General features: G+C 66.7%; 15 protein-coding genes and 3 pseudogenes. 9 read left to right on the top strand and 9 right to left on the bottom strand.

The features are described from left to right. Positions 1-638 precede the first annotated feature (638 nt). The 3 genes and pseudogenes from OG302_RS43020 to OG302_RS43010 all read right to left on the bottom strand — a co-directional run. Entirely contained in the window at positions 639-989 is a 351-nt protein-coding gene (locus tag OG302_RS43020) for a hypothetical protein (RefSeq protein ID WP_371750494.1), read from the bottom strand. 43 nt (positions 990-1,032) lie between these two features. Beyond that, a pseudogene (locus tag OG302_RS43015) lies at positions 1,033-1,350 on the bottom strand (aquaporin); the annotation flags it as partial. Positions 1,351-1,737: 387 nt separating this feature from the next. Further along, positions 1,738-1,896: pseudogene (locus OG302_RS43010) on the bottom strand (SulP family inorganic anion transporter); the annotation flags it as partial. A 1,067-nt stretch (positions 1,897-2,963) separates the two neighbouring features. Here OG302_RS43010 and OG302_RS43005 point away from each other — a divergent pair. Next, positions 2,964-3,806: an NAD(P)-dependent oxidoreductase gene (locus OG302_RS43005; protein ID WP_371750491.1), complete on the top strand. Its 843-nt coding sequence runs from the start codon at positions 2,964-2,966 to the stop codon at positions 3,804-3,806. Between the two features lie 460 nt (positions 3,807-4,266). Here OG302_RS43005 and OG302_RS43000 read toward each other — a convergent pair whose 3' ends face one another. Beyond that, entirely contained in the window at positions 4,267-5,142 is an 876-nt protein-coding gene (locus OG302_RS43000) for an SDR family NAD(P)-dependent oxidoreductase (protein ID WP_371750490.1), read from the bottom strand. A gap of 163 nt (positions 5,143-5,305) precedes the next feature. Here OG302_RS43000 and OG302_RS42995 point away from each other — a divergent pair, with 163 nt between their 5' ends. The 4 genes from OG302_RS42995 (at position 5,306) to OG302_RS42980 (ending at position 8,826) form a co-directional block, all read left to right on the top strand. Next, the gene (locus OG302_RS42995; RefSeq protein ID WP_371750489.1) at positions 5,306-6,319 is read left to right on the top strand and encodes a polyprenyl synthetase family protein; all 1,014 of its coding nucleotides are present in this window, start codon (positions 5,306-5,308) and stop codon (positions 6,317-6,319) included. Between the two features lie 85 nt (positions 6,320-6,404). Further along, the gene (locus OG302_RS42990; RefSeq protein ID WP_371750488.1) at positions 6,405-7,097 is read left to right on the top strand and encodes an ABC transporter ATP-binding protein; all 693 of its coding nucleotides are present in this window, start codon (positions 6,405-6,407) and stop codon (positions 7,095-7,097) included. Positions 7,098-7,111: 14 nt separating this feature from the next. Next, entirely contained in the window at positions 7,112-7,891 is a 780-nt protein-coding gene (locus OG302_RS42985; protein ID WP_371750487.1) for an ABC transporter permease, read from the top strand. Then, a complete protein-coding gene (locus tag OG302_RS42980) occupies positions 7,888-8,826 on the top strand; it encodes an oxygenase MpaB family protein (protein ID WP_371750486.1) in 939 nt (312 codons plus the stop codon). Before OG302_RS42985 ends, OG302_RS42980 begins: the two co-directional genes overlap by 4 nt. Here OG302_RS42980 and OG302_RS42975 read toward each other — a convergent pair. Both OG302_RS42975 and OG302_RS42970 read right to left on the bottom strand, forming a co-directional pair. Continuing rightward, entirely contained in the window at positions 8,823-9,632 is an 810-nt protein-coding gene (locus OG302_RS42975; RefSeq protein WP_371750485.1) for a hypothetical protein, read from the bottom strand. The genes OG302_RS42980 and OG302_RS42975 overlap by 4 nt on opposite strands. Positions 9,633-9,727: 95 nt before the next feature. After that, positions 9,728-10,981: an IS256 family transposase gene (locus tag OG302_RS42970; RefSeq protein ID WP_371524805.1), complete on the bottom strand. Its 1,254-nt coding sequence runs from the start codon at positions 10,979-10,981 to the stop codon at positions 9,728-9,730. Between the two features lie 1,411 nt (positions 10,982-12,392). Between OG302_RS42970 and OG302_RS42965 the strand changes: the two genes are divergently transcribed. Next, positions 12,393-13,601: a hypothetical protein gene (locus OG302_RS42965; RefSeq protein WP_371750493.1), complete on the top strand. Its 1,209-nt coding sequence runs from the start codon at positions 12,393-12,395 to the stop codon at positions 13,599-13,601. Positions 13,602-14,104: 503 nt separating this feature from the next. Here OG302_RS42965 and OG302_RS42960 read toward each other — a convergent pair. Both OG302_RS42960 and OG302_RS42955 read right to left on the bottom strand, forming a co-directional pair. Next, positions 14,105-15,524, bottom strand: a pseudogene (locus OG302_RS42960) (NF041680 family putative transposase). Positions 15,525-15,676: 152 nt separating this feature from the next. Next, positions 15,677-16,261, bottom strand: coding sequence for a TetR/AcrR family transcriptional regulator (locus OG302_RS42955; protein ID WP_371750484.1), 585 nt, complete (start codon positions 16,259-16,261; stop codon positions 15,677-15,679). A gap of 90 nt (positions 16,262-16,351) precedes the next feature. Here OG302_RS42955 and OG302_RS42950 point away from each other — a divergent pair, with 90 nt between their 5' ends. The 3 genes from OG302_RS42950 to OG302_RS42940 all read left to right on the top strand — a co-directional run bounded on the left by OG302_RS42950 (position 16,352) and on the right by OG302_RS42940 (position 18,971). After that, complete coding sequence (locus tag OG302_RS42950) at positions 16,352-17,539, top strand: serine hydrolase domain-containing protein (RefSeq protein ID WP_371750483.1); 1,188 nt, start codon at positions 16,352-16,354, stop codon at positions 17,537-17,539. A gap of 258 nt (positions 17,540-17,797) precedes the next feature. Then, entirely contained in the window at positions 17,798-18,166 is a 369-nt protein-coding gene (locus tag OG302_RS42945; RefSeq protein WP_371750482.1) for a squalene/phytoene synthase family protein, read from the top strand. Further along, entirely contained in the window at positions 18,129-18,971 is an 843-nt protein-coding gene (locus OG302_RS42940) for a squalene/phytoene synthase family protein (RefSeq protein WP_371750481.1), read from the top strand. Before OG302_RS42945 ends, OG302_RS42940 begins: the two co-directional genes overlap by 38 nt. A gap of 62 nt (positions 18,972-19,033) precedes the next feature. On the opposite strand, the gene OG302_RS42935 is transcribed toward OG302_RS42940, so the two are convergent. Further along, positions 19,034-20,518, bottom strand: coding sequence for a trypsin-like serine protease (locus OG302_RS42935; protein WP_371750480.1), 1,485 nt, complete (start codon positions 20,516-20,518; stop codon positions 19,034-19,036). Between the last annotated feature and the right edge of the window lie 3 nt (positions 20,519-20,521).

The following is a 20,521-nucleotide window of genomic DNA, read 5'->3' as shown; positions in this document are numbered from 1 at the left end:
GTGGCTGGCAGTGCGTCCGGTGGTGAGTGCGGCCTTCGTCGGGTGCGTGGTCGCCGCTGTGGGGTTCAGCGGGGTGGTGCGGTGTGGTAGCGGCTGGCCGGAGGCGGTGCTCGTGCTGATGAGTGGGGTGGTGGCGCTGGGCATGTGCGGGTTCTCCGCGCCCTGGTATGCCCCGTTGGACCCGCGCCTGCGTCCGGTGGAGCGGACGCGGGCGGCTCTTTAAGGGGTCTTGGCTTCGGTGGTTGGCGCGTCCGGAGCCCGCCAGTGGGCAGCGCCGCCGCGGCTGATTTCTTCGGAGGGCTGGGTGTTTAGCTCCTTGTCCGGGGTTTGTGTAACCTTGTTTTCGCATTTATCGTGAAACGCTTTCGCGTTTTTCGTGCGCCGCTTCACCCGTAGTCGATCGACTCGTTGAGTCCCAGACCGCGCTTCCTGGTTGGCAACGGGCCCTTCGGCGTGCGGAGATCGGCGCCTCACCGCGGGCCGGCAGGCCCCCTTGTCCCGGCCCACCTGTGATGTGGTGACACCTGCCCCGCACACACGGCAGCGTCATTCCCTCCCCCGTCCCAAGACGGGTATCCGCGAAGGAAGATCGAATGAGACCGGCCCGCGCCGGCCGGCACCGGCCGGCGCCCCGTACCTCAGTCCGTCGGTAACCTCCGCCGACTGATCAACCTTGGACTCACCAGCACCAGCTGGACGATCCCGCCTGCACCCCCGTGACGACAGCGACTCACCCATCCTGAGCCTCCGCCGACCAGACAGCATCCTCGGCAGACTTCTAGGCAGCCCGTTGCCACCGGGAAGTCGTGGGCGATGGTGACGAGCACGGCGAGCGCGAACACGGCGAGCGCGAACACGGCGCTGGCCACGACTTCCGCAAGGATGACGCTGGTGAGGTTGTAGTGGTCGGGGGAGTGGGCGCCGTAGCCGTTGGACGCGACGTCGGCCTGGCTGACGGAGACGATGGCGGATGTGCCGTTCTGGTCCACGGTGGTGAAGCCGGCTCTGCCGTGACCGATCGACCAGATCAGCAGCGCCCGCCCCGAACAGTCCCTCGATGCCCTGGCCGCCCCGGTAGGCGGGCAGTAGGCGGACGTCGGTCTTGCGGGTGGCGACCATGGCCGCGGTGATGGCGGGGTTGATGTGGCAGGCGGAGATCGGACCGATCAGGTATGCCGCCGCCAGCAGACTGAGCCCTAACGCGAGCGCGACGCCCAGCAGGCTGGCGCGGTCGTCGTCGAAGACCGCGGTCCCCACGCCGCCGATGATCAGGATCGCGATTCCGACGGCTTGGGCGAGGAAAATGCGTAAGGGGGGCACGAACGCCTCCAGGTCGGATTTGCAGGTCATGATCACTCTGATTACCCGACCGCGAGCACGAGCCTCACGGCGACACTCGTCGGCAGAGCCATCCGGGGGACCACCCATCACCGGGCCGGGGGAACGGTCAGCCCAGTCGGGCAGCAGGCCGACGCCTCGAGGCTGACCGGTGGAGGGTCGCAGTCGTCGCGGGAGGTGGTGTCAGCCAGGATGGCGAACGTGGAGAGGAAGAAGCTCGTTTGAGCTTCGAAGGAGGGTGTGCTCCCGGAGTCGTTCGATCCGGTGGACGAGCGGTTTGCTCCGGAGGCGCTGCTGCTAATTCCCGGCGGCCGGTCCTGGGACGACATCATCAGACGTTCGCCAGTGAGGTCAGGGTGAAACCGCGGTATCCGTCCAGGGCGGCGGCGTCGCAAAGCGACCGGTAACGGTCGGGACACCAGACGCCACGGCCACCCCGATGCACAGGGGCAGGGCCACGAGGAAGACGACGAGCGAGGCGAGCGCGTCCTGGCGCAGGACGCGCGGTCTGCGTAACTCACCGAAGGCGGTGCGCAGGTAGGAGTCAGTCGAAACCATGGAAGGGGGTTCCTTTGTCAGCGCGAAGGAACGGGGGTAGTACGGGGCAGGTCCACCTGTGGGCCGGAAGCGCCTCGAGGCGTGGCTGGGGTATGCCTGCCCGGTTGAGGGCAGGTCGCGGGGCTCGCAGGGGTACTGAAACGGGGCGCTCAGTCAGCTTCGGTACGCCCGGATGACATGCGTGGATCGGGTGGTGGAGCCATGCAGCATGGACTCGCATGGTGAGGGCCTTGGTACCCCGCATGGAGTGCCGGACGCAGAGGTCGGCTGGCTGGTGCCGGGGTGCCCGCGAGAACGGGGGCGGTCCTGCGGTCTCCCACCGTGTGGGACGGCAAGGCCAAGTACGGCCCGGGTCGTGTCTGTCGCCGTGTGGAGACGAGCGGTCACCTCATGATGGCCTGCCTCCTGCGCCGGAGCAGCGTCGGGCGTCGACGCAACGCGGCGCGGTGTGGTCGGGTCGGTGAAGAGCACTGTGGAAACTCGGGTCAGGGGAAATCCAGGACGCCGTGAGGTACCTCCTCGCGGCGCCTACTTTGCCAGCGCATTGCATGTCAACGACAGATTGGATTCTGGCCAAGGTTTGGGTGATGAAATCCCCTCACCTGCGATTTGGTGAGCACGCAACAAATAGAGGGAGGGCAGGTGGCGTTGTCGAAAACGGCCAGTGCTGGAATCGTCAAGCGATGTAGACATATCGGCGCCGCAGAAAGCACGTTGAGGGTGCTGTTCCGCCATGCCCAGGGCCGGCCAGGGGGGTTGATCTGAAGTGTGGCGGGGCGGGCGGATGTTCGATCTCGGCTGGTCCGGCGAATGGCTGGCCTGCCAGGGTGGCCTTGCCGACTCCACTCCGACGCACGGCCCGGAGCAGGACCGGGACGCCGTCATCCAGGGTCTGAGCACCCGCTGGAACCCCGGCCTCCTCGAAGACCGGGTGACCACATTGAAGAGTGGTCAAGCGTCAGATGTTCGGCGGTGCCCAGTTCCCTCTGCTGCGCCAGTAGGTCTCCCTCCCAGCGCTCCACCGGTCGCCCTGCTTAGCGGCCCTTCTCGGCATAGTGTGTCGGGCCATGACCCTGCTCATCATTGGCGCCAGCGGCTTCCTCGGCGGGCACCTGGTACGCCACGCGACAGTTTCCGGGCACGCCGTTGCCGCGACCTTCCTGCGGAACCCTGGTCGCCTCTCCGGGGTCAAGTGGCTGCCACTTGATCTCCGCAAGGGCGAGGAAGTCGTCTCGGTTCTCGACGAAGTGGATCCATGTGTTGTGATCAACGCGGCTTACCGGAAGGCCGACTGGGCGACGACAGCGGACGGCGCCATCCGGGTGGCGATGGCCGCAGCCGACCGGGGGACGCGGCTGGTTCACGTGTCCAGCGACGCGGTCTTCTCCGGGGCCCAGGTCTGTTACGGCGAAGCCGCTACACCGGATCCGATCACTCCTTACGGCGCCGCAAAGGCGGCTGCCGAGGCCGCAATCCGCCTGTTGACCCCCGCAGCCGTCATCGCCCGAACGTCGCTGATCATCGGGGATGGGGATTCCGAGCACGAGAGTCTGGTGCATGAGCTGTCCGATGGGCGCCGTGACGGGACCCTGTTCACCGACGATGTCCGTTGCCCTGTACATGTGTCGGACCTCGCCGCGGCGATTGTGGAACTCGCGTCCTCCGATCACGCCGGAATCCGTCACCTCGCAGGGCCAGATGCGGTCAGCCGCCACGAACTCGGCCTCCTGATCGCCCGCCGCGATGGCCTCGACCCAGCCACACTGCCTGCGGGGCGACGGGCAGACACCGGCGTCCCTGGGCCGCTGGACGTGCGCTTGGACAGCAGCCGCACCCAGCACAGTCTCCGCACCAGGCTGCGCGGGGCCCGCGAATTCCTGTCAGGCCAGGCGACAGATGAGACAGGGTGATCGACCTCACCGAATATGTGCCTGCCCCCCGACGAACTCAAGACAGCCACGAGCCGTTGTGCCACTGCCTGAACTCGCTGTACTGCCCGTAGGAGCCTGGCAGGGGGAGTGATGCACACCGATCCCGGCTCGCATTACACGAGCCGGGAATTCACCGGAGCCCACGAGCGCGTTCGGGGTCCAGTGCGGACATAACTCCCGCCGAGGCATACCCGCCTCAGCCAGCGATCTCCGATCGTCTACGAAGACGTCCACCGCTCGACATCAATTGCCCTGCCCTGCCCTGCCCTGAACCGCATAGCCGTGTCCAAACGCGGGGTGATGGCCCGAACCTGTGCACCTCGGCCCCGCGTTGCTGATGGCGGCCGCCATGCCGTGACCCTCGCACATCAGCCCGATCCGCTAGGGCCGCGCCGCACACGTGGGTGCCCGCGGGCATGCCTGGATCGGTGATCTGCCCTCACCCCGAAATGCCCGTCCGGCCGAGATTCTTGGCCACGGCGGGGCGGCATTCCTGTGCTGCGAGTTCTTCCTCGTATGCCGCCCTGTGGCGCCGGTTGGCGTCCAGTCCGATTGCGTCGCACCGCATCACGTCGTCGATGAAATCTTGCAGCCAAAGCGGCAGCAGGGAGAGCCCGGTGAGTGCCGGGCCCATGGCACGCGGGACGCACATGGAAAACCGGTGGCCGCCCAGCAGGCCGGTGACAGCCACGGCCACGCGCTCGGGTTCAACCGGCCGGAACCCGCGGGCGGGGGCCAGGCCCGCGCTCGCGGGAGTGTTTGTCATATACGGGAGTACCACCTGCACGTGCACGCCCGAGCGCCGCACCTCTTTGCGCAGCGCCCCGGAAAAGCTCAGTACGGCCGACTTCGTGGCGCTGTAGGCGGCGAGCCCGGCCAGCGGCTGGAGAGCGGTCGCGCTCGCCACGTTCACGATGCGGCCCGATCCGCGGCGCAGCATGAGAGGGAGAGCGGCACGGCATCCGTTCATGACCCCTAACAGATTGACGTTCACGGCCGCCGCAGCCAGGGACGCGTTCTGCTCGGTGAAGCGCCCGCTGGGCATGATGCCCGCGCTGTTCACCAGGATGTCGGCAGGGCCGAAGTGGTCCTCGACATGCCGCAGGGTCTGTGTGAAGGCGCCGTGGTCGGTCACGTCGAGCGGGAAGGCGCAGCCCTCTCCCGGTAGGGCGGTGACGGCGGCGCGTGCCGCTTCCTCGTCGCGGTCGGCGATCGCCACACGGCAGCCGTGGCGGGCGAACTCGGCGGCGATTGCGTATCCGATGCCGCGCGCGCCTCCCGTCACGAGGGCGGTGCGTCCGGTGAGTGTCGGCATGGGGTCTCTCTTTTCGGGGTGTGTGATGGACGGAATGGCGCTGGTGTCGAGTTGTGGACGGCGCGCCAGCTGCCGCCAGATGTCGGTATTGCACCAGAAGTAACTCATATGGTTCTGGTTTGTAGAGTTCCCTGTCCTGTGTCTGGTCGCCTGGAGGAGTGCTGTGGAGTCTCAAGCAGAGGGCATCGACGGCTTACCGCACGCCGATGCCGGTCTCACAGAGGTCGAGAACCAGCTCCATGACATCAGCCGGTCGGGTCGCGACGAACTCACTGACGTCATCGGCTACCAGGTTGGCGGGCGCAGGCGCCGGGTGCGGCCCCGGCTGACCCTGCTGTGCCACAGGTTCGCAGCCACTGGCGCGTTAACCGGGCGGGAGCAGGCGATCCAGGCCGCCACCGCGATGGAGATGATTCACGTGGGGACGCTGTACCACGACGATGTGGTCGACCAGGCGCCGAGCCGCCACGGCAGGGGGAGTGTCAACCAGCTGTGGGGCAATGAGATGGCCATCCTGGCCGGGGACTACATCATTCTGCACGCCATCGAACTGGTTGCCCGCTTAGGGCAGGAGGAGGCCTGCCTGGCCGCCCGCACGGGGCGTGACATGTGTCGGGGCATGGTGACCGAGACCGCCGGGCGCCACCGCCTGGACCGTTCCGAGGAGTCCTACTTCGAGGTGATCGGCGAGAAGACCGCCGGACTGCTCTCGCTGTGCTGTGAGCTCGGAGCGATGCAGGCCAACGCGGACCCGGAAACACGCGCGGGGCTGGCGAGCTTCGGGTGGCACTTCGGCATGGCGTACCAGCTGGTCGACGACGTCCTCGATCTGACGGCGAGCTCCGCCCAGTTGGGCAAGCCCGTGGGCAAGGATCTCGTGGAGGGCATCTTCACGCTTCCCGTGATCCGCGCGCTGCAGCGTGACCCGGCACTGCGCCAACGCCTGGCGGCCCCGCTCGGTAACGAAGCGGTCGACGGCGTCCGCGAGATGGTGATCGCTTCTGGGGCCGTGGAGGAGACACTGGCCGTGGCCGAACAGCACCTGCAGGACGCCGCCCATGCGGTCGAGAGGCTCGGCCACCTCGGGCAACCGGCCGGTCTGCTTGTGGACTTCGCCCGGGAAACGGTCATGCCCGAAGGCGAACTGCGTCTTGGCGACATGCCCCTGCGTCCCTGAGACGCCGAAGCCCCCTTGCGAGCGAGGTGAACGGATGCTTCCCAGGCGCAAGCAGGTGCACCCCTTCAGGGGCACGCCCTTAGCCGTGGCCGGCCAACAGCCGTTCCGGGTGGTGGCAGCGCATGAGCCACTGTGGTCGCTGCGGGTCACGGGCCTGCGCAAGAGCTTCGCGCGCCGTCGCGTCCTCACCGGAATCGACGTGATCCTGCCCGGCGGCGCAATCGTCGGCATCTTCGGCGAGAACGGGGCGGGGAAGACCACACTCCTGCGGCTGCTGTGCGGGGAACTGTCCCCGGACGGCGGCGAGGTCCGTCGCCGGGGAACGATGGGGTACTGCCCCCAGGCTCCGGTGCTGAACCCCTGCCTGACAGTGGAGCAGCACCTGCGGTTCTTCCAGGCGGCCTACGGTTTGGAAGGCGTCGAAGGAGCCGAGAGCCTGCTGGCGCAGCTGGGCTTCGGCGCCTACCGGACCTCCCTCGTGGGCACGCTCAGCGGCGGCACTCAGCAGAAACTGAACCTCACCCTGGCCCTGATGCACGAGCCGGACCTGCTGGTGCTCGACGAGCCCTACCAAGGGTTCGACTGGGAGACCTACCTGCGGTTCTGGGCTCTGGCCGAGAGGCTGCGAGAGCGCGGCCGAACCGTACTGATCGTCTCTCATTTCGCCCCCGACAACAGCCGGTTCGACTCCCGGTACGAACTGGTCGACGGCCGTCTGCGCCCCCTGGGCGCCGCACCGGCGCCCCCTGCACCCGCAGGTGATGGCGGTCTCCGATGAGGGCCCCGGCATCCATGCCCTCCAGGTTCTCGGTGGCCGCGCACTTCGCGCTCCTGGAGCACGCCCGCAACCGGCTGGGCCTCTGCATGATCGTCGGGTTCATCCCGCTGTGGCTGACGCTGGAGCAAGTCGTCATCCCGGCCGACGCCGTCACCTTCGTCTCCCGCCATCACCAACCCCCGCTCCGGATCCCGGGCAACGACCTCACCCTCGTCGTCGCCGCCGTCAATACGGTGACGCTCATCATCGGGTTCATGATGTTCACCGTCACCTACCGCGGCCGTCACTTCGACGGGCGGCTGGTGCGGTCCGGATTCCCCCACGGGCGGCTGTTCGCCGGGAAGATGGCGGCGCTCATCGTCATCGCCGCCTGCACGGCGGGCTACACCACGGCAGTGATGGCCATGTATCTGGACCTGCGCAGCCCCTGGACCGTGGCGCTCGGCCTGCTGGGCGCTGGCCTCGCCTACGGCGGTCTCGGGATGACCCTGGCATCGCTGCTGCCGGGCGAACTCGAGGGCATGTTCGCCATCATCATGGTCAGCCTGGTGGACGTAGGCCTGCAAAACCCGATGTTCAGCCCCGCGGCCGGCCGACTCCTGGTGACCTTCTTGCCGGCTTACGGAGGAATGCAAACCGCTGTCAGCGGCTCCTTCACTCCCCGAATCCCCGTCACCGACCTGCTGGTGGAACTCGCCTGGGCCGGCGGTCTTGCCACCGCGGGCCTGCTCTTCTTCTGGGCGCGTGCCAAACCACGCGCCGCACGACGACGATACGAGGAGCGACCGTCATGACCAAGAGCACCTCCTTGCCCCGCCGGGATCGCTACGCCAGGATGCGGCACATCAAGACCCTGGATCCCGCACGCGACCACCTGGAGATCTACCGCATCAGCTCCGGGTACGAATTTCCCTGGGACTACCTGCGCGCCACCGAACTGGCCCTGCTGCGGACCTTCGCCGTTCCCAGCATCGGGGAACTGTTGGACGCCACGGGTCAGTTCGAATGTGCCGCCCAGCGCCGATACGACGACACCTTCATCCTCATGGGCGCGCTCGCCCGCTACGGCTACGACTCCCCAGAAGGACGAACTGCCCTGCGGACGGTGAACCGCGCACACAGCTGGTATCGCATCAGCAACGACGACATGCTCTACACCCTCTCCTCCTTCATCTTCGAACCCATCAAATGGATCGCCGCCCACGGCTGGCGCCCACTGCTCCAAGAAGAGAAGCACGCCGCCTTCTGGTTCTACCGGAACATCGGACTGCGTCTGGGCATCAAGGACATCCCATCGAGCTACGCACAGTTACAGGAACTCAATACGCACTACGAACGCACGGCATTCGGCCCCACCGACGCGGGCCGGCGCGTCGCCGACCACGCCCTCACGGCGATGTGCGGCTGGTTCCCCCTGCCGCTGCGCCCCTTCGTCAGGCCCGTCGTCCTGAGCATGCTGGACGAGCCGCTGCGCACCGCGCTGGGCTACCCCTCGCCCCCCACGGCCCTCACCTCCCTGACGCACGGCGCTCTACGGGCCCGTGCACGCCTCCTACGACTCGCGTCCCCTCGACGAGTCTCACGCTTCGACGTACTGCCCACGGTCCGCACCTACACCCTGGGCGGGCCCGGCTGCACCATGGACAAGTTCGGCGTCGCCAAGCCCACACCGGTCGCTGCCCACTGGCGGGCTCCGGACGCGCCAACCACCGAAGCTAAGACCCCTTAAAGAGCCGCCCGCGTCCGCTCCACCGGACGCAGGCGCGGGTCCAACGGGGCATACCAGGGCGCGGAGAACCCGCACATGCCCAGCGCCACCACCCCACTCATCAGCACGAGCACCGCCTCCGGCCAGCCGGCCCACCGCACCACCCCGCTGAACCCCACAGCGGCGACCACGCACCCGACGAAGGCCGCACTCACCACCGGACGCACTGCCAGCCACCCGTGCTCCCGTGCCGCACACCGCACCTCCGCGCTCTCGTCACAGCGGCACACCAGGAAGAAGCACCCAGCCACGGTGAGGGCCGTGAGGGTGGCCATCAGCCAAGGCACTGGCGACACCAGCCACGCCAGTACCCGCTCCGGAACAGGCCCTTGGCCCCACTGTGCGAAGTCCTGCGCGGTCGGCGACAGGAAGCGCTGATACCCGGTGCCGTCCCAGCCGTGGAACAGCACGAACACCGTCCCGAATACGGAGGCGTGCCACTGCGCGCAAGCCGCCCCGTAGCTGCCCCGCCCGAGCAACGCGCGTGTGCTCAGATATCCCGCCGTAGCGAACAGATTGAGACCCGGCACCATCGCGACCAACAGCCAGACCGGCGGCGCGGACACCACCCACATGGTTTCCCAGCCGGGGTACCGCCACATCATCAGGAGCACCACAGGCGACACGACGAAAGAGGTGCACAGCACCACGCCCGCCAGCCGAGGATCGCGCCGGGCAGCCACGGATACCGGAGGGACGTGCCGCGCATGCGATAAAGCGAACACGCTCCCTAACCCGTAGCAGATCACTACGTCAGCTTGAATCATCGCTTCTTCCTTTGTGGATGCCCCCTACTTCCGGCGGGGGAGGGGTCGAAGGTCGGGTGTGTCAATTTAACGGTTGATCTTGCCCGTTCGGATGGTTACTTCACGGCCGGGGTGAGTCGGCCTTCGAAGGCGATCTGGAAGGCATTCAAGGGTGCCTTCCAGCGCATGGTCCAGCGTTTGCGGCCCTTGCCGGTCGGGTCGAGTGACATCAACGCCATGTAAACGCACTTGAGGGCCGCGGACTCGTTCGGGAAGTGCCCGCGGGCGCGAACGGCCTTGCGGATCCGAGCGTTCACGCTCTCGATGGCATTCGTGCTGCAGATCACCTTCCTGATTTCGACGTCGAAGGAGAGGAAGGGAACGAACTCGGCCCAGGCGTCGGACCACAGCTTCACGACTGCCGGGCACTTGGTGCCCCAGGCGTCGCTGAACTCGAGGAACCTCTCGGTGGCTGCGGCTTCGTTCGGCGCCGTATATACGGGCTTGAGGGCCTTGGCGACCTTGTCCCAGTCCTGCCTGGCCACGTATCGGAAACTGTTGCGCAAAAGGTGAACGATGCAGGTCTGAACTACCGTGCGGGGCCAGACCGTCTCGACGGCGTCCGGCAGGCCCTTGAGCCCGTCGCAGACGAGCATCAGCACATCCTGCACTCCGCGGTTCTTGAGTTCCGTGAAGACGGAAAGCCAGTGCTTGGCACCCTCTCCTCCGTCGCCGGCCCAGATCCCGAGAATGTCGCGGGTCCCTTCGGCGGTCACCGCCAAGGCCACATAAATGGGCCTGTTGGCCACATGGCCATCGCGGATTTTCACGTTGATAGCGTCCACGAACACCACGGGATAGACGGGGTCGAGCGGACGAGACTGCCATTCGGCCATGCCGTCCATCACCTTGTCGGTGATGGTGGTGATGGTCTGCTTCGACACATTCGCGCCGTACACCTCGGCCAGGTGAGCCGAAATCTCGCCGTGCGTCAGCCCTTTTGCGGAGAGCGACAAGACCATCTCGTCGACGCCGGTGAGCCGTCGCTGCCGCTTCTTGACGATCTGCGGCTCGAAGCTGCCCTCGACGTCACGCGGCACGGATATCTCGACCGGGCCGACGTCGGTGAGCACAGTCTTGGAGCGAGTTCCGTTGCGGGAGTTGCCGCTGTCACGGCCGGCCGGATCGTGCTTCTCATAGCCGAGGTGGCCGGTGATCTCGCCCTCCAGGGCGGACTCCAGCACCCGCTTGGTGAGTTGCTGCAGCAGCCCGCCCTCGCCGGTCAACTGCAGACCCTCGAACCGGGCCCGGTCCACCAGCATCCCGATCAGCTGATCGTCGACCGTGTCCACGGCCTCGACCGCAGGCATCTCAGGGGCCTCTGTTGTTGCGTCAGTCACTTGGTGGTTCCACTTCTCCAGGCCAGCGATCAAGCCAACCTGACATAGATGGGCGATCCACCGTTAATCAGACACTCCCCGAAGGTCCCGTGGGTGCGGGGCCGGGTGGAGCCGGTTCGTCTTCTGGGCGGGCTGAGGTGTCCGTGGACGTCTTGCAGTCCGCCCTGGGCGTTCTCGACACCGCATGCGCGAGCTTCTGCGCCTCGGCGACGGGGAAGCGGAAGGGCGCCAGCATCGGGCTGCCACGCTTTCGGTCCAAGCGGGCGAGTTGGCAGTCCATCCGCTTGGCGAAGAACGGCTTCCGTCGGCGTGAGAGCGGCCAGCTGGACCTGGCGACGATCGACGGCGTAAACGCGGCAATCAACATCCAGAAGGCCGCCGGGCTGGCGGTAACTGCCTGCGGAGCGCAGATAAGACCGGGAGCAGTCCCGGCACAGCGCGGTGAAACAGGAACCCATCCGAAGGCCTCCGCTCTTGCAGCGGCGGGTCAGGCGGATTGCCCCAGCCGTCACCCGTCACCCAGATCCCTCGCGATACTCGTATCGCACTTGACACCCTCGCCGCCCTCAAGGGCGGGGCATCTACGAAGGAGACTTGATGAAGACACGGCGAGCGGACCACACACGCACCAACGGCCCCCTTATCACCCGTTCGGTGTGCAGTGCGGCTCTGCCCCATCCCGGCGCCTTGCTCCGCACCCGTACCTGGCCATGGCACCGGCTCGGGAGGATCCCAAAAGCATATATGGCTACATTTCAGATGTTGTCCAGGAATCCGGCGACTCGAGCCGCACATCGTTGCGCGTGGCTCGACACCGGTGCGGTCGCCCGCGCGTGGGGGGCGTCGTAGACAGGGGATCCCAGGAGCTCAGCTCGGTGGCAGGCGACGACGGCGACTCGGGCCTGCAAGGGCCGGTGGAGACGCGGGTGGTCTGGCTGGGTCAGTCGGACCGCTGGATGTTCAGTAGTCCGTCGGACTACTGAACGCCCGTCCCGGCAGGAACGGGGTCTCGAGATCGCCATTCGCCTGCTCGACTGGCCAACGGCGATTCGGCCCCGTCGCCGCTGGAGCAGGACGCTCTGTCTGTCGTCTTTGCGGACAGTCGGCCTGGGGTGAGCCAGCGGCGGGTTCATGGAGGCATCTGCGGCCTGCCTCTCGGGCAGCTTCCGCGGATGCCAAGCCAGTGAAATCCAGATAAGGCGTTCGGAACCTTGAACTCCGATGCCAGGTGATCACGTCGTGAGGGGTTCCTCTTCGGCAAACATCATAAATATGTACGACCTGTTGGAACCCGCGTGTCCGTCGCGTCCTCCCCGGGGCTACCCGTCTTGCATGACAAATACAACAGGAAGGGCCCATGGGCGCAACGGATGGGGATGGAATGCGAGACATCAGTCGTAGGGGAATGCTCGGCCTCGGAGTCGGGACTGCCGCCGCTTTGGGAGTCGCGGGCTGCGGCACAGGCGGCGGCAGGGAATTACCCCCTCCCGCGGGGCGGGAGGAGGACGGACAGGCCGGCGACAAACACTCGGCGAGGCCGATCGGCGACGGTTCGACCTCGTACACGGGGAGGCAGCCGCATCAGCCGGGGGAGCCCGTCCCCTTACAGCCGGGTGAGACGCCCCCGCAGTTCGTGATCTTTTCCTGGGACGGTGCGGGCGAGGTCGGCAACGGTCTCTTCCCGCGTTTCCTGAAGCTGGCCGAGGACCACGACGCGAAGATGACGTTCTTCCTCTCCGGTCTCTATCTCCTTCCCGAATACAAGAAGCGGCTCTACGAACCGCCGAACAACGCTGTCGGCGCCTCCGATATCGGCTATCTCAGCGACGGTCACATCAAGGAGACGCTGAAGTACGTGCGCCGGGCATGGCTTGAGGGCCATGAGATCGGCACGCACTTCAACGGGCACTTCTGCACCGGCAGCGGAAGCGTCGCCCATTGGACGCCCGCGCAATGGCACAGTGAAATCGACCAGGCCACCTCGTTCGTCAAGGAATGGCGTACGAACACCGGCTGGACCGATCTGGCGTCGCTGCCTTTCGACTACGACAAGGAACTCGTCGGCGGGCGCACGCCCTGTCTCCTCGGCCAGAACAATCTGCTGCCCGTCGCCCGCGAGCGGGGCTGGCGCTACGACTCCTCGTCACCCGGCGGAACACAGCGGTGGCCGGAGAAGCGCCTCGGGGTGTGGGATCTGCCGCTCCAGCAGATCCCGTTCCCCGGACACCGCTACGAGATCCTGTCCATGGACTACAACGTCCTGGCCAACCAGTCGAAGAACTCGACCCAGGCGCCCTCGTACAACTACCCCGGCTGGCGCACCCAGGCGACCCAGGCATATCTCGCCGGTTTCCGGCGCGCGTACGAGACCAACCGTGCCCCCTTCTTCATCGGCAACCACTTCGAGGAGTGGAACGGCGGCATCTATATGGACGCCGTCGAGGAAGCTCTCAAAAGAATGGCCGGGAAGAAGGACGTACGCCTGGTCTCCTTCCGGCAGTTCGTCGACTGGCTCGACGTCCAGGACCCGGCCGTCCTCGCCAGGCTGCGCCGGCTCGAGGTCGGCGAGCGGCCTGCCGACGGATGGTAGGGGCTCGGAGAGGGGCGCAGCTGTCGGCGCTACGCCCACGAGCAGCCGCTGAGCGTGCGCGCCTTCTCACGCCGACTTGAGCGGGTCAACGGCGAACTCGACCCGGCTGCCCGCCTTCTGGTGCACGTCAACTTGTGCGCCACCGGCATCAACACGGCCCCGGCCGCCCTCGCCCGGGACGACCTGACAGCCACGATCAGCTGCAATCAGTGTCTCGCCATGGACAGCGACTACGAGTACTGGATGCAGGGAAGGCGCCGTTGCAGGGTGCGGTCGAGATGTTCGTCGTCGGTGAAGCAACGTTGGCCAGTGGCCTTCTGCGGAGCAGGGGGCACGCTTCCTTCCCTGGATTCAAGTTTGTTGCATAGGGGGGGAGTTGGACGATGGTGAGCCAGCCGTGGGTGTCGGCGTAATTGCGCATCGCGGCGCAGTTATGGGTAACGAGGACTGTGCCAGATAAGCTCCTACCGCCTCGTCGGCATCCGGGTGCGAGCCCTTGGCGTTTATGCAGCTCTGCTGCTTGCGATGGCTCCCGCGAGGTTCGGTTTGTTCTGTTTCCCGACGGGGTGCTCGCGCGCGCGGTGCTTGTTCTTCGTCCCGATTGGCCCGCCGGGGCCCGCGGTGGTGGGTTTCGGTGCGCTGGCCGGCTGAGGCGTTTTCCTGTGGAGGCGGCGAAATCCTCGACGGACGTGCGCGGGTGTGAGGCGCCCTCGGCGGGCGGGCCGTTCCCAGGGATTGCGGAGGTCTTCTGCGAGGGGCCGGCAAGGCGGAGCTGGGTGTGGGCTGCGATGACGAGCCATGTCCAGCGGTTGGCTCGCGGAGTCTGGGAGCGGTCCACCCCAACGTCTGCTTGAGCCATCCTGAAGGTGTGCTCAAGGTCGAATCTGCGTAGGAATGCCTGCCAGAGCCGGCCCACATCCCAGCAGTGGCGGCGGTGGCCGACCACCACAGCCAGACCGGCCTGGGGCTGCGGTCTCCGCGGAGGTGGTCGACCTGAAGACGGATGACGGTGCCTTCGATGACCGGCAGGTCTCCTTCGGGGTGGTCGCCCCAGGCCGAGCGCCGGACCAGTAGCGGGTGCAGGCGGTCCCAGGCAGTGGCGACGGCCTTCCCGTAGTGAGTGGTGGCGGTCACCGTGGTGACCGACGGGACCGGTTGAGTGGCCACAACCTCGAACGCGAACTCCGCCCCGCGCTTGGGCTTGCGCCCACGTTTGCCCGCCGGCTGCGGCGGGGGCGGGAAGTACAGGAACGCATCCGGCCCAGCAGTTCCACGGGCAGGTCCGCGAGCAGGAAAGCCAGATGGGTCACGTCATAGCCGGCATCGACGACGACCAGGACGGGCGGGTCACCGATCTGCCACTGGCCTGTCACATACAGCCGCTGAAAAACGTCCCGGACCTGGGCGTCGGTGACGGCGATCGCGTCGTCCCACGGACACAACCGGACCACGTCCAGCAGGGCAGGCCACGAGGTTCGCCCCGGTTCCAGAGCGGCCACGAAGGAATAGGGCCACCCGGGGATCATCTGGGCCGAGCCCCTGCCACGACCGTACGTGTGGCAGAACAGCCGATCCGGGTTGGTATTCGCGGCCGGCCTCAGCCAGTTGCTCACGTCGACCGCCAAGACCAGCCGGCCCGACGCCGTGCGGGGAAGCGGCAGTCCTGCCAGCGTTCTGCGCAGCCGTGCCACATCCAGATCCCCGCCGTTCAGCCCGCCGTACAAGGCGCCGTGACCGCGCCGATGCTCGGGCTCCAACGACAGCTCGACCAGCGTCCTCACCGGACCATCCGCGCTCAGCAGGGGCATCACTCAGCTCCAACAGCGCATCGCGCCGGCCGGTCAGACAGGCATAGAGCTCCGTCCGGGAGCATGACAGTTCGGCAAACGCATCCCGCGGGACGCCGTGTTGCAGCGGACTCATAGTTACGGCCTTCGTGTTGATCCCATGCCTCTGTGACGGAGCACAGGGTCAGGCGAAGGCCGCTCTTACGTCCGGAACTTAGCCCAACCCATCAGCAAGTTCGAGGCCACGTTCTCGCCTCCGCGGCGGTCAATCCTCTTTGACGTTGACCCCTACCCGCGGCTAGCCGCCTTCGTCGATGCATCGGTGAATTCGGCCAGGCGGGCCAGAGCCTCCTCGATCCTGGGGCTGTCGCCGGTGATGAGGTAGTCCTGAGTGAGCCCGGAGAGGGCCGCGGAGATGAGGGTGGCATCGATGCGTGCTGCCTGGGCTTCCTGGCCGTATGCCGTGAGTTGGTGAGTGATGAAGCCGATCCAGTCCTCGATCATGCGCGGGTGATGGCCGCTGATGCGTCGGCTCGACAGCAGCCCGAAGATCTCGTAGTTGAGGCGGAGGAGCGGCAGTGCGTCCGGCCTGGTCTGCCAGTGCCAGAAGGCGAGGATGGCCGCGCCCGGCGAGCTCGGTGGCGCCTGGGACGTCCATGTCTGCAGCGCCCTGCGTTCCTGTTGGTCAAGGTGGTCGAGGACGGCGGCGAGCAGGCCGCTCTTGTCTTTGAAGTGGTAGGTGAGCACGTAGGTGCTCTGTCCCAGTGCCTTGGCCAGCGGGCGCAGGGAGAGGCTGGCGATGCCGTGCTCGGTCAGGTGGGTGACGGCGGCATCCAGGAGTTCCGTACGGCGGTGGTCGGGGGCCGGGGGCATCAGGGGCCTTCTCTCTTCGTTTGCTTGGGGCACCAGCATAGATTACGGTCGTTATTCATAACGACCGTCATTCATGTCTCGGGAGATTCCATGACACCTTCTTCGTCCCTGCGCGTATTCCTCGGCCGACACCGCCGGGCCGTCATCGCCGTACCGACCGCTCTGACGGTTCTCATCGCTGGCTCCTGGGCAGCGACGGCAGTCCTCAGCCTCCCCTCCCCCTTCTCCCTCATCCGCCTGGCGGACACCGCGCCCTCGCAACAGGGCACTCTCTTCCCGGCCCGCAACGTAGACGCGTCCACCAAACCGGCACCCGCGCAGAAGGCACTGCAAGCCCTGCCTGCCACCGTGGCGTGGAAGGACGGGCGCAAGGACACCCGGCAATTCCTGGCGGACACCCACACCAACGCCTTCTTAGTCCTTCGCGACGGCCAGCTGACCCACGAGTGGTACCGCGACGGTGTCGACGCGCAGACCCGCCACGCCTCCTGGTCCACCGCGAAGTCTGTGATCTCCCTGCTGATCGGACAGTCCATCGCTGAAGGACGCCTGCACGAGGACGACCTCCTGGTGGACTTGCTGCCCGAACTCAAAAAGGGCGACGCCTATGACCGCATCAGCGTGCGGCACCTGCTGGACATGAGCAGCGGCATCGACGTGAGCGAGGAATACAGCGGCATACCTCTGTCCGGCACACCGCGGATGTACCTCACCACCGACCTGCCGAACTTCATCAAGGACAACCGCACCCTGCGCTTCCCCCCGGGCAGCAGGAGCGACTACCGCAGCGTGGACACCCAGCTCCTGGGCCAGATCCTGCACCGGGTGGAGGGCAAATCCGTGGCGGCGCTGCTCCAGGAGCGCATCTGGCAGCCGATGGGCGCCGAAGCCGATGCCACCTGGAACCTGGACAGCGAGGGCGGCGTGGAGAAGTCCTTCTGCTGCCTGAACGCCACCGCTCGTGACTTCGCCAAGATAGGACAGCTCGTCCTCGACAACGGCCGGGCCGGTGACCGCCAGGTCGTCTCCAAGGCCTGGATCGACCGTCTGAGCGCCCCCGTGGCGACCATGGCCGACGGGTGGGGCTACTCCGCCCAGTGGTGGCATCCCAGCGGTGCAACAGGCGACTTCAGCGCGGTGGGGATCCACGGCCAGTACATCTACGTCGATCCGGCCAAGCGCACCGTGATCGTGAAACTCAGCGACCACGGCACACAGCAAGACGAGCAGGAAACCATCGACGCCATGCGGGACCTCTCCCAAAACCTGCACCACTGAAGCCTGGCCTTGTACCGCTGCAGCAGCGATCGAGTCACGTCTCCCAACTGGCGGTCGAGTCGTCGGGGCGCTCCGGGAACTCGCCTGCTCCATAAGCGACTTGACAAGCCTCGACCGTGCGGGAGGGTGTCGATACTCAGTTCGATTGCGGGTTCAACGGCGTACTGCCACAGTTGTGGCATCGCTAGAAACCACAGGTACGGAGTGAAAACCTTCTATCCGCGAGCAGCGGTACCTCGCTGGCCTCGTAGCTTCTCGATGTCTATGAGTGAGGGTGAAGACAACACATCATTATCGACAGTTGCCAGGCTCCGGGCGGACTTCGCCTCCAGATCGTTGCATGGCAACTGGAGTTCCCGCGCTGCGCGACGTCACTGCAGGGCGGTCACCTGGAGGACAGGGGCACCGATGGCCTGTGCGGCACTGCTGCTCCCGTCCGAGCGCCGCCGTGCCGTCTATGCGCTGTTCACAATCGTCAGGCGCATCGACGATCTCGGTGATGCGCAGGCGCGTCCTGACGAGAAGTCAGCACGGTTGTCGGTTCTGCGAGGCCAGCTGCAACAGCTAACGGGCCCGGCACGCGCAGCCGATGAGATGCGCAGCCCCGATATGGGTTGCTCTGGCTGACGCCGCATCTTCCTATCCCGTTCCCCTTGCTGCGCTGGGCGACATGATTGACGTGGCCCTGAGCGACCTTGGGCCCCGTGTCATCAGTTGCCGAGAGGACCTGGAGTGTTTTTGCCGTGCGTGGGCTGCGCCGGTCACTGACGTCACGCTCGCCGTTCTGGGTGGGGGTGAGTCCGCAGCAGCGCGAGACGCCGGGATCGCCCTCAGCATGGCGATACACCTCATGGACGTCCTGAGCGACATCACAGAAGACGCACGAGAGGGCAACGTCTACCTGCCACAGGACGAACTCATGCGGTTCAGCGTCAATCCTCATCGGCTGTCTGAGGCCAAGCCTGAACATATGGCCGCACTTGTCAGGCACAATCTCGATTACATCCGTGCCCTGCTGCAACGCTCCCTTCCTTTGGCGCGACAGCTCAGCCTGCCTGGAGGGGTTTGCGCGCTGGGCATCGCCAAGGTCTACGAAGCACTCTTGAACCGACTCCAGGACGAGCCGCATCAGCTATTCCGGGCGGGCGGGCGGGCGGGCGGGGGCGGGCGAGGGCGGGCGAGGCGGGCGCAGCGCTCGGGTGTGCAGGGCAGGTGCGGTCCTGCAGCTATCCCCTGGCCTCGTGCTGGGCGCGCTCTGCCGGGCGATCGCAACCGTCGTGTCGGAGAGGCGGCGATGACGTGCGATGCACACGGCCACCTCTCGCCTTCCGGTTTCGCGCCCGGTACAGGGGGAGCGGCCGCCGGGACGGGCGGGCCATGGCGTGAGACAGGCTTCCAGCATGCGACAGGCAATGCAGCCTCTCGGCGGTGACCAACCTTTTGAATGCTGGTGGGCCCCCCACGTGGACTGGCGAGCCCACCAGCATTAACCCCCTACTTCTTGCGTGTCAGGTTGCAGCTCTTGCGGGACAGGTCCAGCTTTGACCCCTTGGTCAGACAGGCCGCGATCATGTGGACCTGCTGGCCGTAGCCACGACCCTTTACCGAGGTCACGGCCCCGTCCGCGCCCACCTCGCAGGGGTTGTCGTCGGTGCACTTGCCGCCGGCTTCGTTGTGGGTGTTGTGGATCCCCACGATCGTGGTGTCGTCGGGGGCCAACAGCGCCGAACCGGAGGTGCCGTGGTAGGGGTCGCAGCCATCGCTGGTGGCGTAGCGGATCGAGTCGTTTTGCTGGTAGCCGCCCTCCCGCAGGTGTTTGACCACGGCCTCGGCGGAGCATTTCAGGCGCTCGCCGGTGGTGAGCGCGGTCAGCGGGTCGCCTGCGCGCACGGGGGTGGAGGTGAGTTGGAAGACCTTCGCGCCCTTGGCCTTCAACTGCGCGTAGGTCTTGTCCAGGCGGTAGAGCGCGATGTCGGTACCGGTCATCGTCGCGTACATCAGCCGCTTCGCGCGGGCGGTGGCCTGGGGGTAGCCCTGACGGTCGGCGATGGGCACCTCGCGGTCGGCGGGCCGGTCCACCAGCGCGGTTCCAGGTGCGGGCAGCTTCCCTTGCACGCAGTGACCGTTGGTCAGCATCAGCGCCGGGTCGTTTGGCCGGGAAGAGGCAGTGCGGACCACAGAGCCCATACAGCCCTCCAGGGCCACTGAGCCTTCCACGTTCGGGATCCGGTCGTCGGGGGGCACCTTGGCGCCGGTGATGATGTCGTTGATCCAGTCGGCGTGCTTGGTGGCATCGGTGTACAACGTCGGCGCCTTGTCGCCGCCGGGGCCAGTGACCACACCGGCCACCGCCCACTGGTCGCCGTCGCGGACCAGCGCAGGCCCGCCGGAGTCCATGTTGCTCGCGGCGACAGTGCCGTCGCGGCTACCGACGCACAGCTCCCCGCTGTCCGCGGACTCCGGACACTTCGAGATCGGCTGGACCACGGTGTCAGCCTCCCGAAGCTTTGTCGGGAAACACCCCGGATCATCGCTGTTGTCGCAGGTCATACCCCAGCCCATGATGCGGACGGGGGTCTTGGCCTGTGGTGTGGTCGATGCGATCCGCACTGGCTTGGCCCGAACCGGGGTCCGCAGGTGCATCAATGCGAGGTCCTTGCCCCAGATGCTCCCCTCCTCCTGATAGTTCGACAGCCGGTAGTAGTGGTCGACCTCCGCGACCTCGCCTCCGGACGTGGTGTCCAGCGACCCGACCCGGACCTTCCAGCCACGCGGGACACCCACCTTCGCCCCGGTCGGGTTCTTGCCGGCGCAGTGGCTGGCGGTCAGCACCCATTGCGGCGCAAGGACCACCACCCCGCAACCGTGTTTGTCCCGGCGCGGCGGCGCGGGAAACGACGGCTGGAACGAGCCCATGAACGAGTAGGCCTGGGGCGACTCGCTGCCACCAACGATGGCCTGCGCCGGAGAGACCGCCATCAG

It is taken from the genome of Streptomyces sp. NBC_01283 (genome assembly GCF_041435335.1).
GTDB lineage: Bacteria > Actinomycetota > Actinomycetes > Streptomycetales > Streptomycetaceae > Streptomyces.
The sequence above is the reverse complement of the archived record's forward strand: the minus strand, read 5'-3'. Positions and strand labels throughout refer to the sequence as shown.

Bases quoted from the DNA above. Each gene is read 5' to 3' on its own strand.
- OG302_RS43005 (WP_371750491.1), top strand. From the start codon at position 2,964: ATGACCCTGCTCATCATTGGCGCCAGCGGCTTCCTCGGCGGGCACCTG.
- OG302_RS43000 (WP_371750490.1), bottom strand. From the start codon at position 5,142: ATGCCGACACTCACCGGACGCACCGCCCTCGTGACGGGAGGCGCGCGC.
- OG302_RS42985 (WP_371750487.1), top strand. From the start codon at position 7,112: ATGCCCTCCAGGTTCTCGGTGGCCGCGCACTTCGCGCTCCTGGAGCAC.
- OG302_RS42980 (WP_371750486.1), top strand. From the start codon at position 7,888: ATGACCAAGAGCACCTCCTTGCCCCGCCGGGATCGCTACGCCAGGATG.
- OG302_RS42975 (WP_371750485.1), bottom strand. From the start codon at position 9,632: ATGATTCAAGCTGACGTAGTGATCTGCTACGGGTTAGGGAGCGTGTTC.
- OG302_RS42970 (WP_371524805.1), bottom strand. From the start codon at position 10,981: ATGCCTGCGGTCGAGGCCGTGGACACGGTCGACGATCAGCTGATCGGG.
- OG302_RS42965 (WP_371750493.1), top strand. From the start codon at position 12,393: ATGCGAGACATCAGTCGTAGGGGAATGCTCGGCCTCGGAGTCGGGACT.
- OG302_RS42955 (WP_371750484.1), bottom strand. From the start codon at position 16,261: ATGCCCCCGGCCCCCGACCACCGCCGTACGGAACTCCTGGATGCCGCC.
- OG302_RS42950 (WP_371750483.1), top strand. From the start codon at position 16,352: ATGACACCTTCTTCGTCCCTGCGCGTATTCCTCGGCCGACACCGCCGG.
- OG302_RS42945 (WP_371750482.1), top strand. From the start codon at position 17,798: ATGTCTATGAGTGAGGGTGAAGACAACACATCATTATCGACAGTTGCC.
- OG302_RS42940 (WP_371750481.1), top strand. From the start codon at position 18,129: ATGAGATGCGCAGCCCCGATATGGGTTGCTCTGGCTGACGCCGCATCT.
- OG302_RS42935 (WP_371750480.1), bottom strand. From the start codon at position 20,518: ATGGCGGTCTCTCCGGCGCAGGCCATCGTTGGTGGCAGCGAGTCGCCC.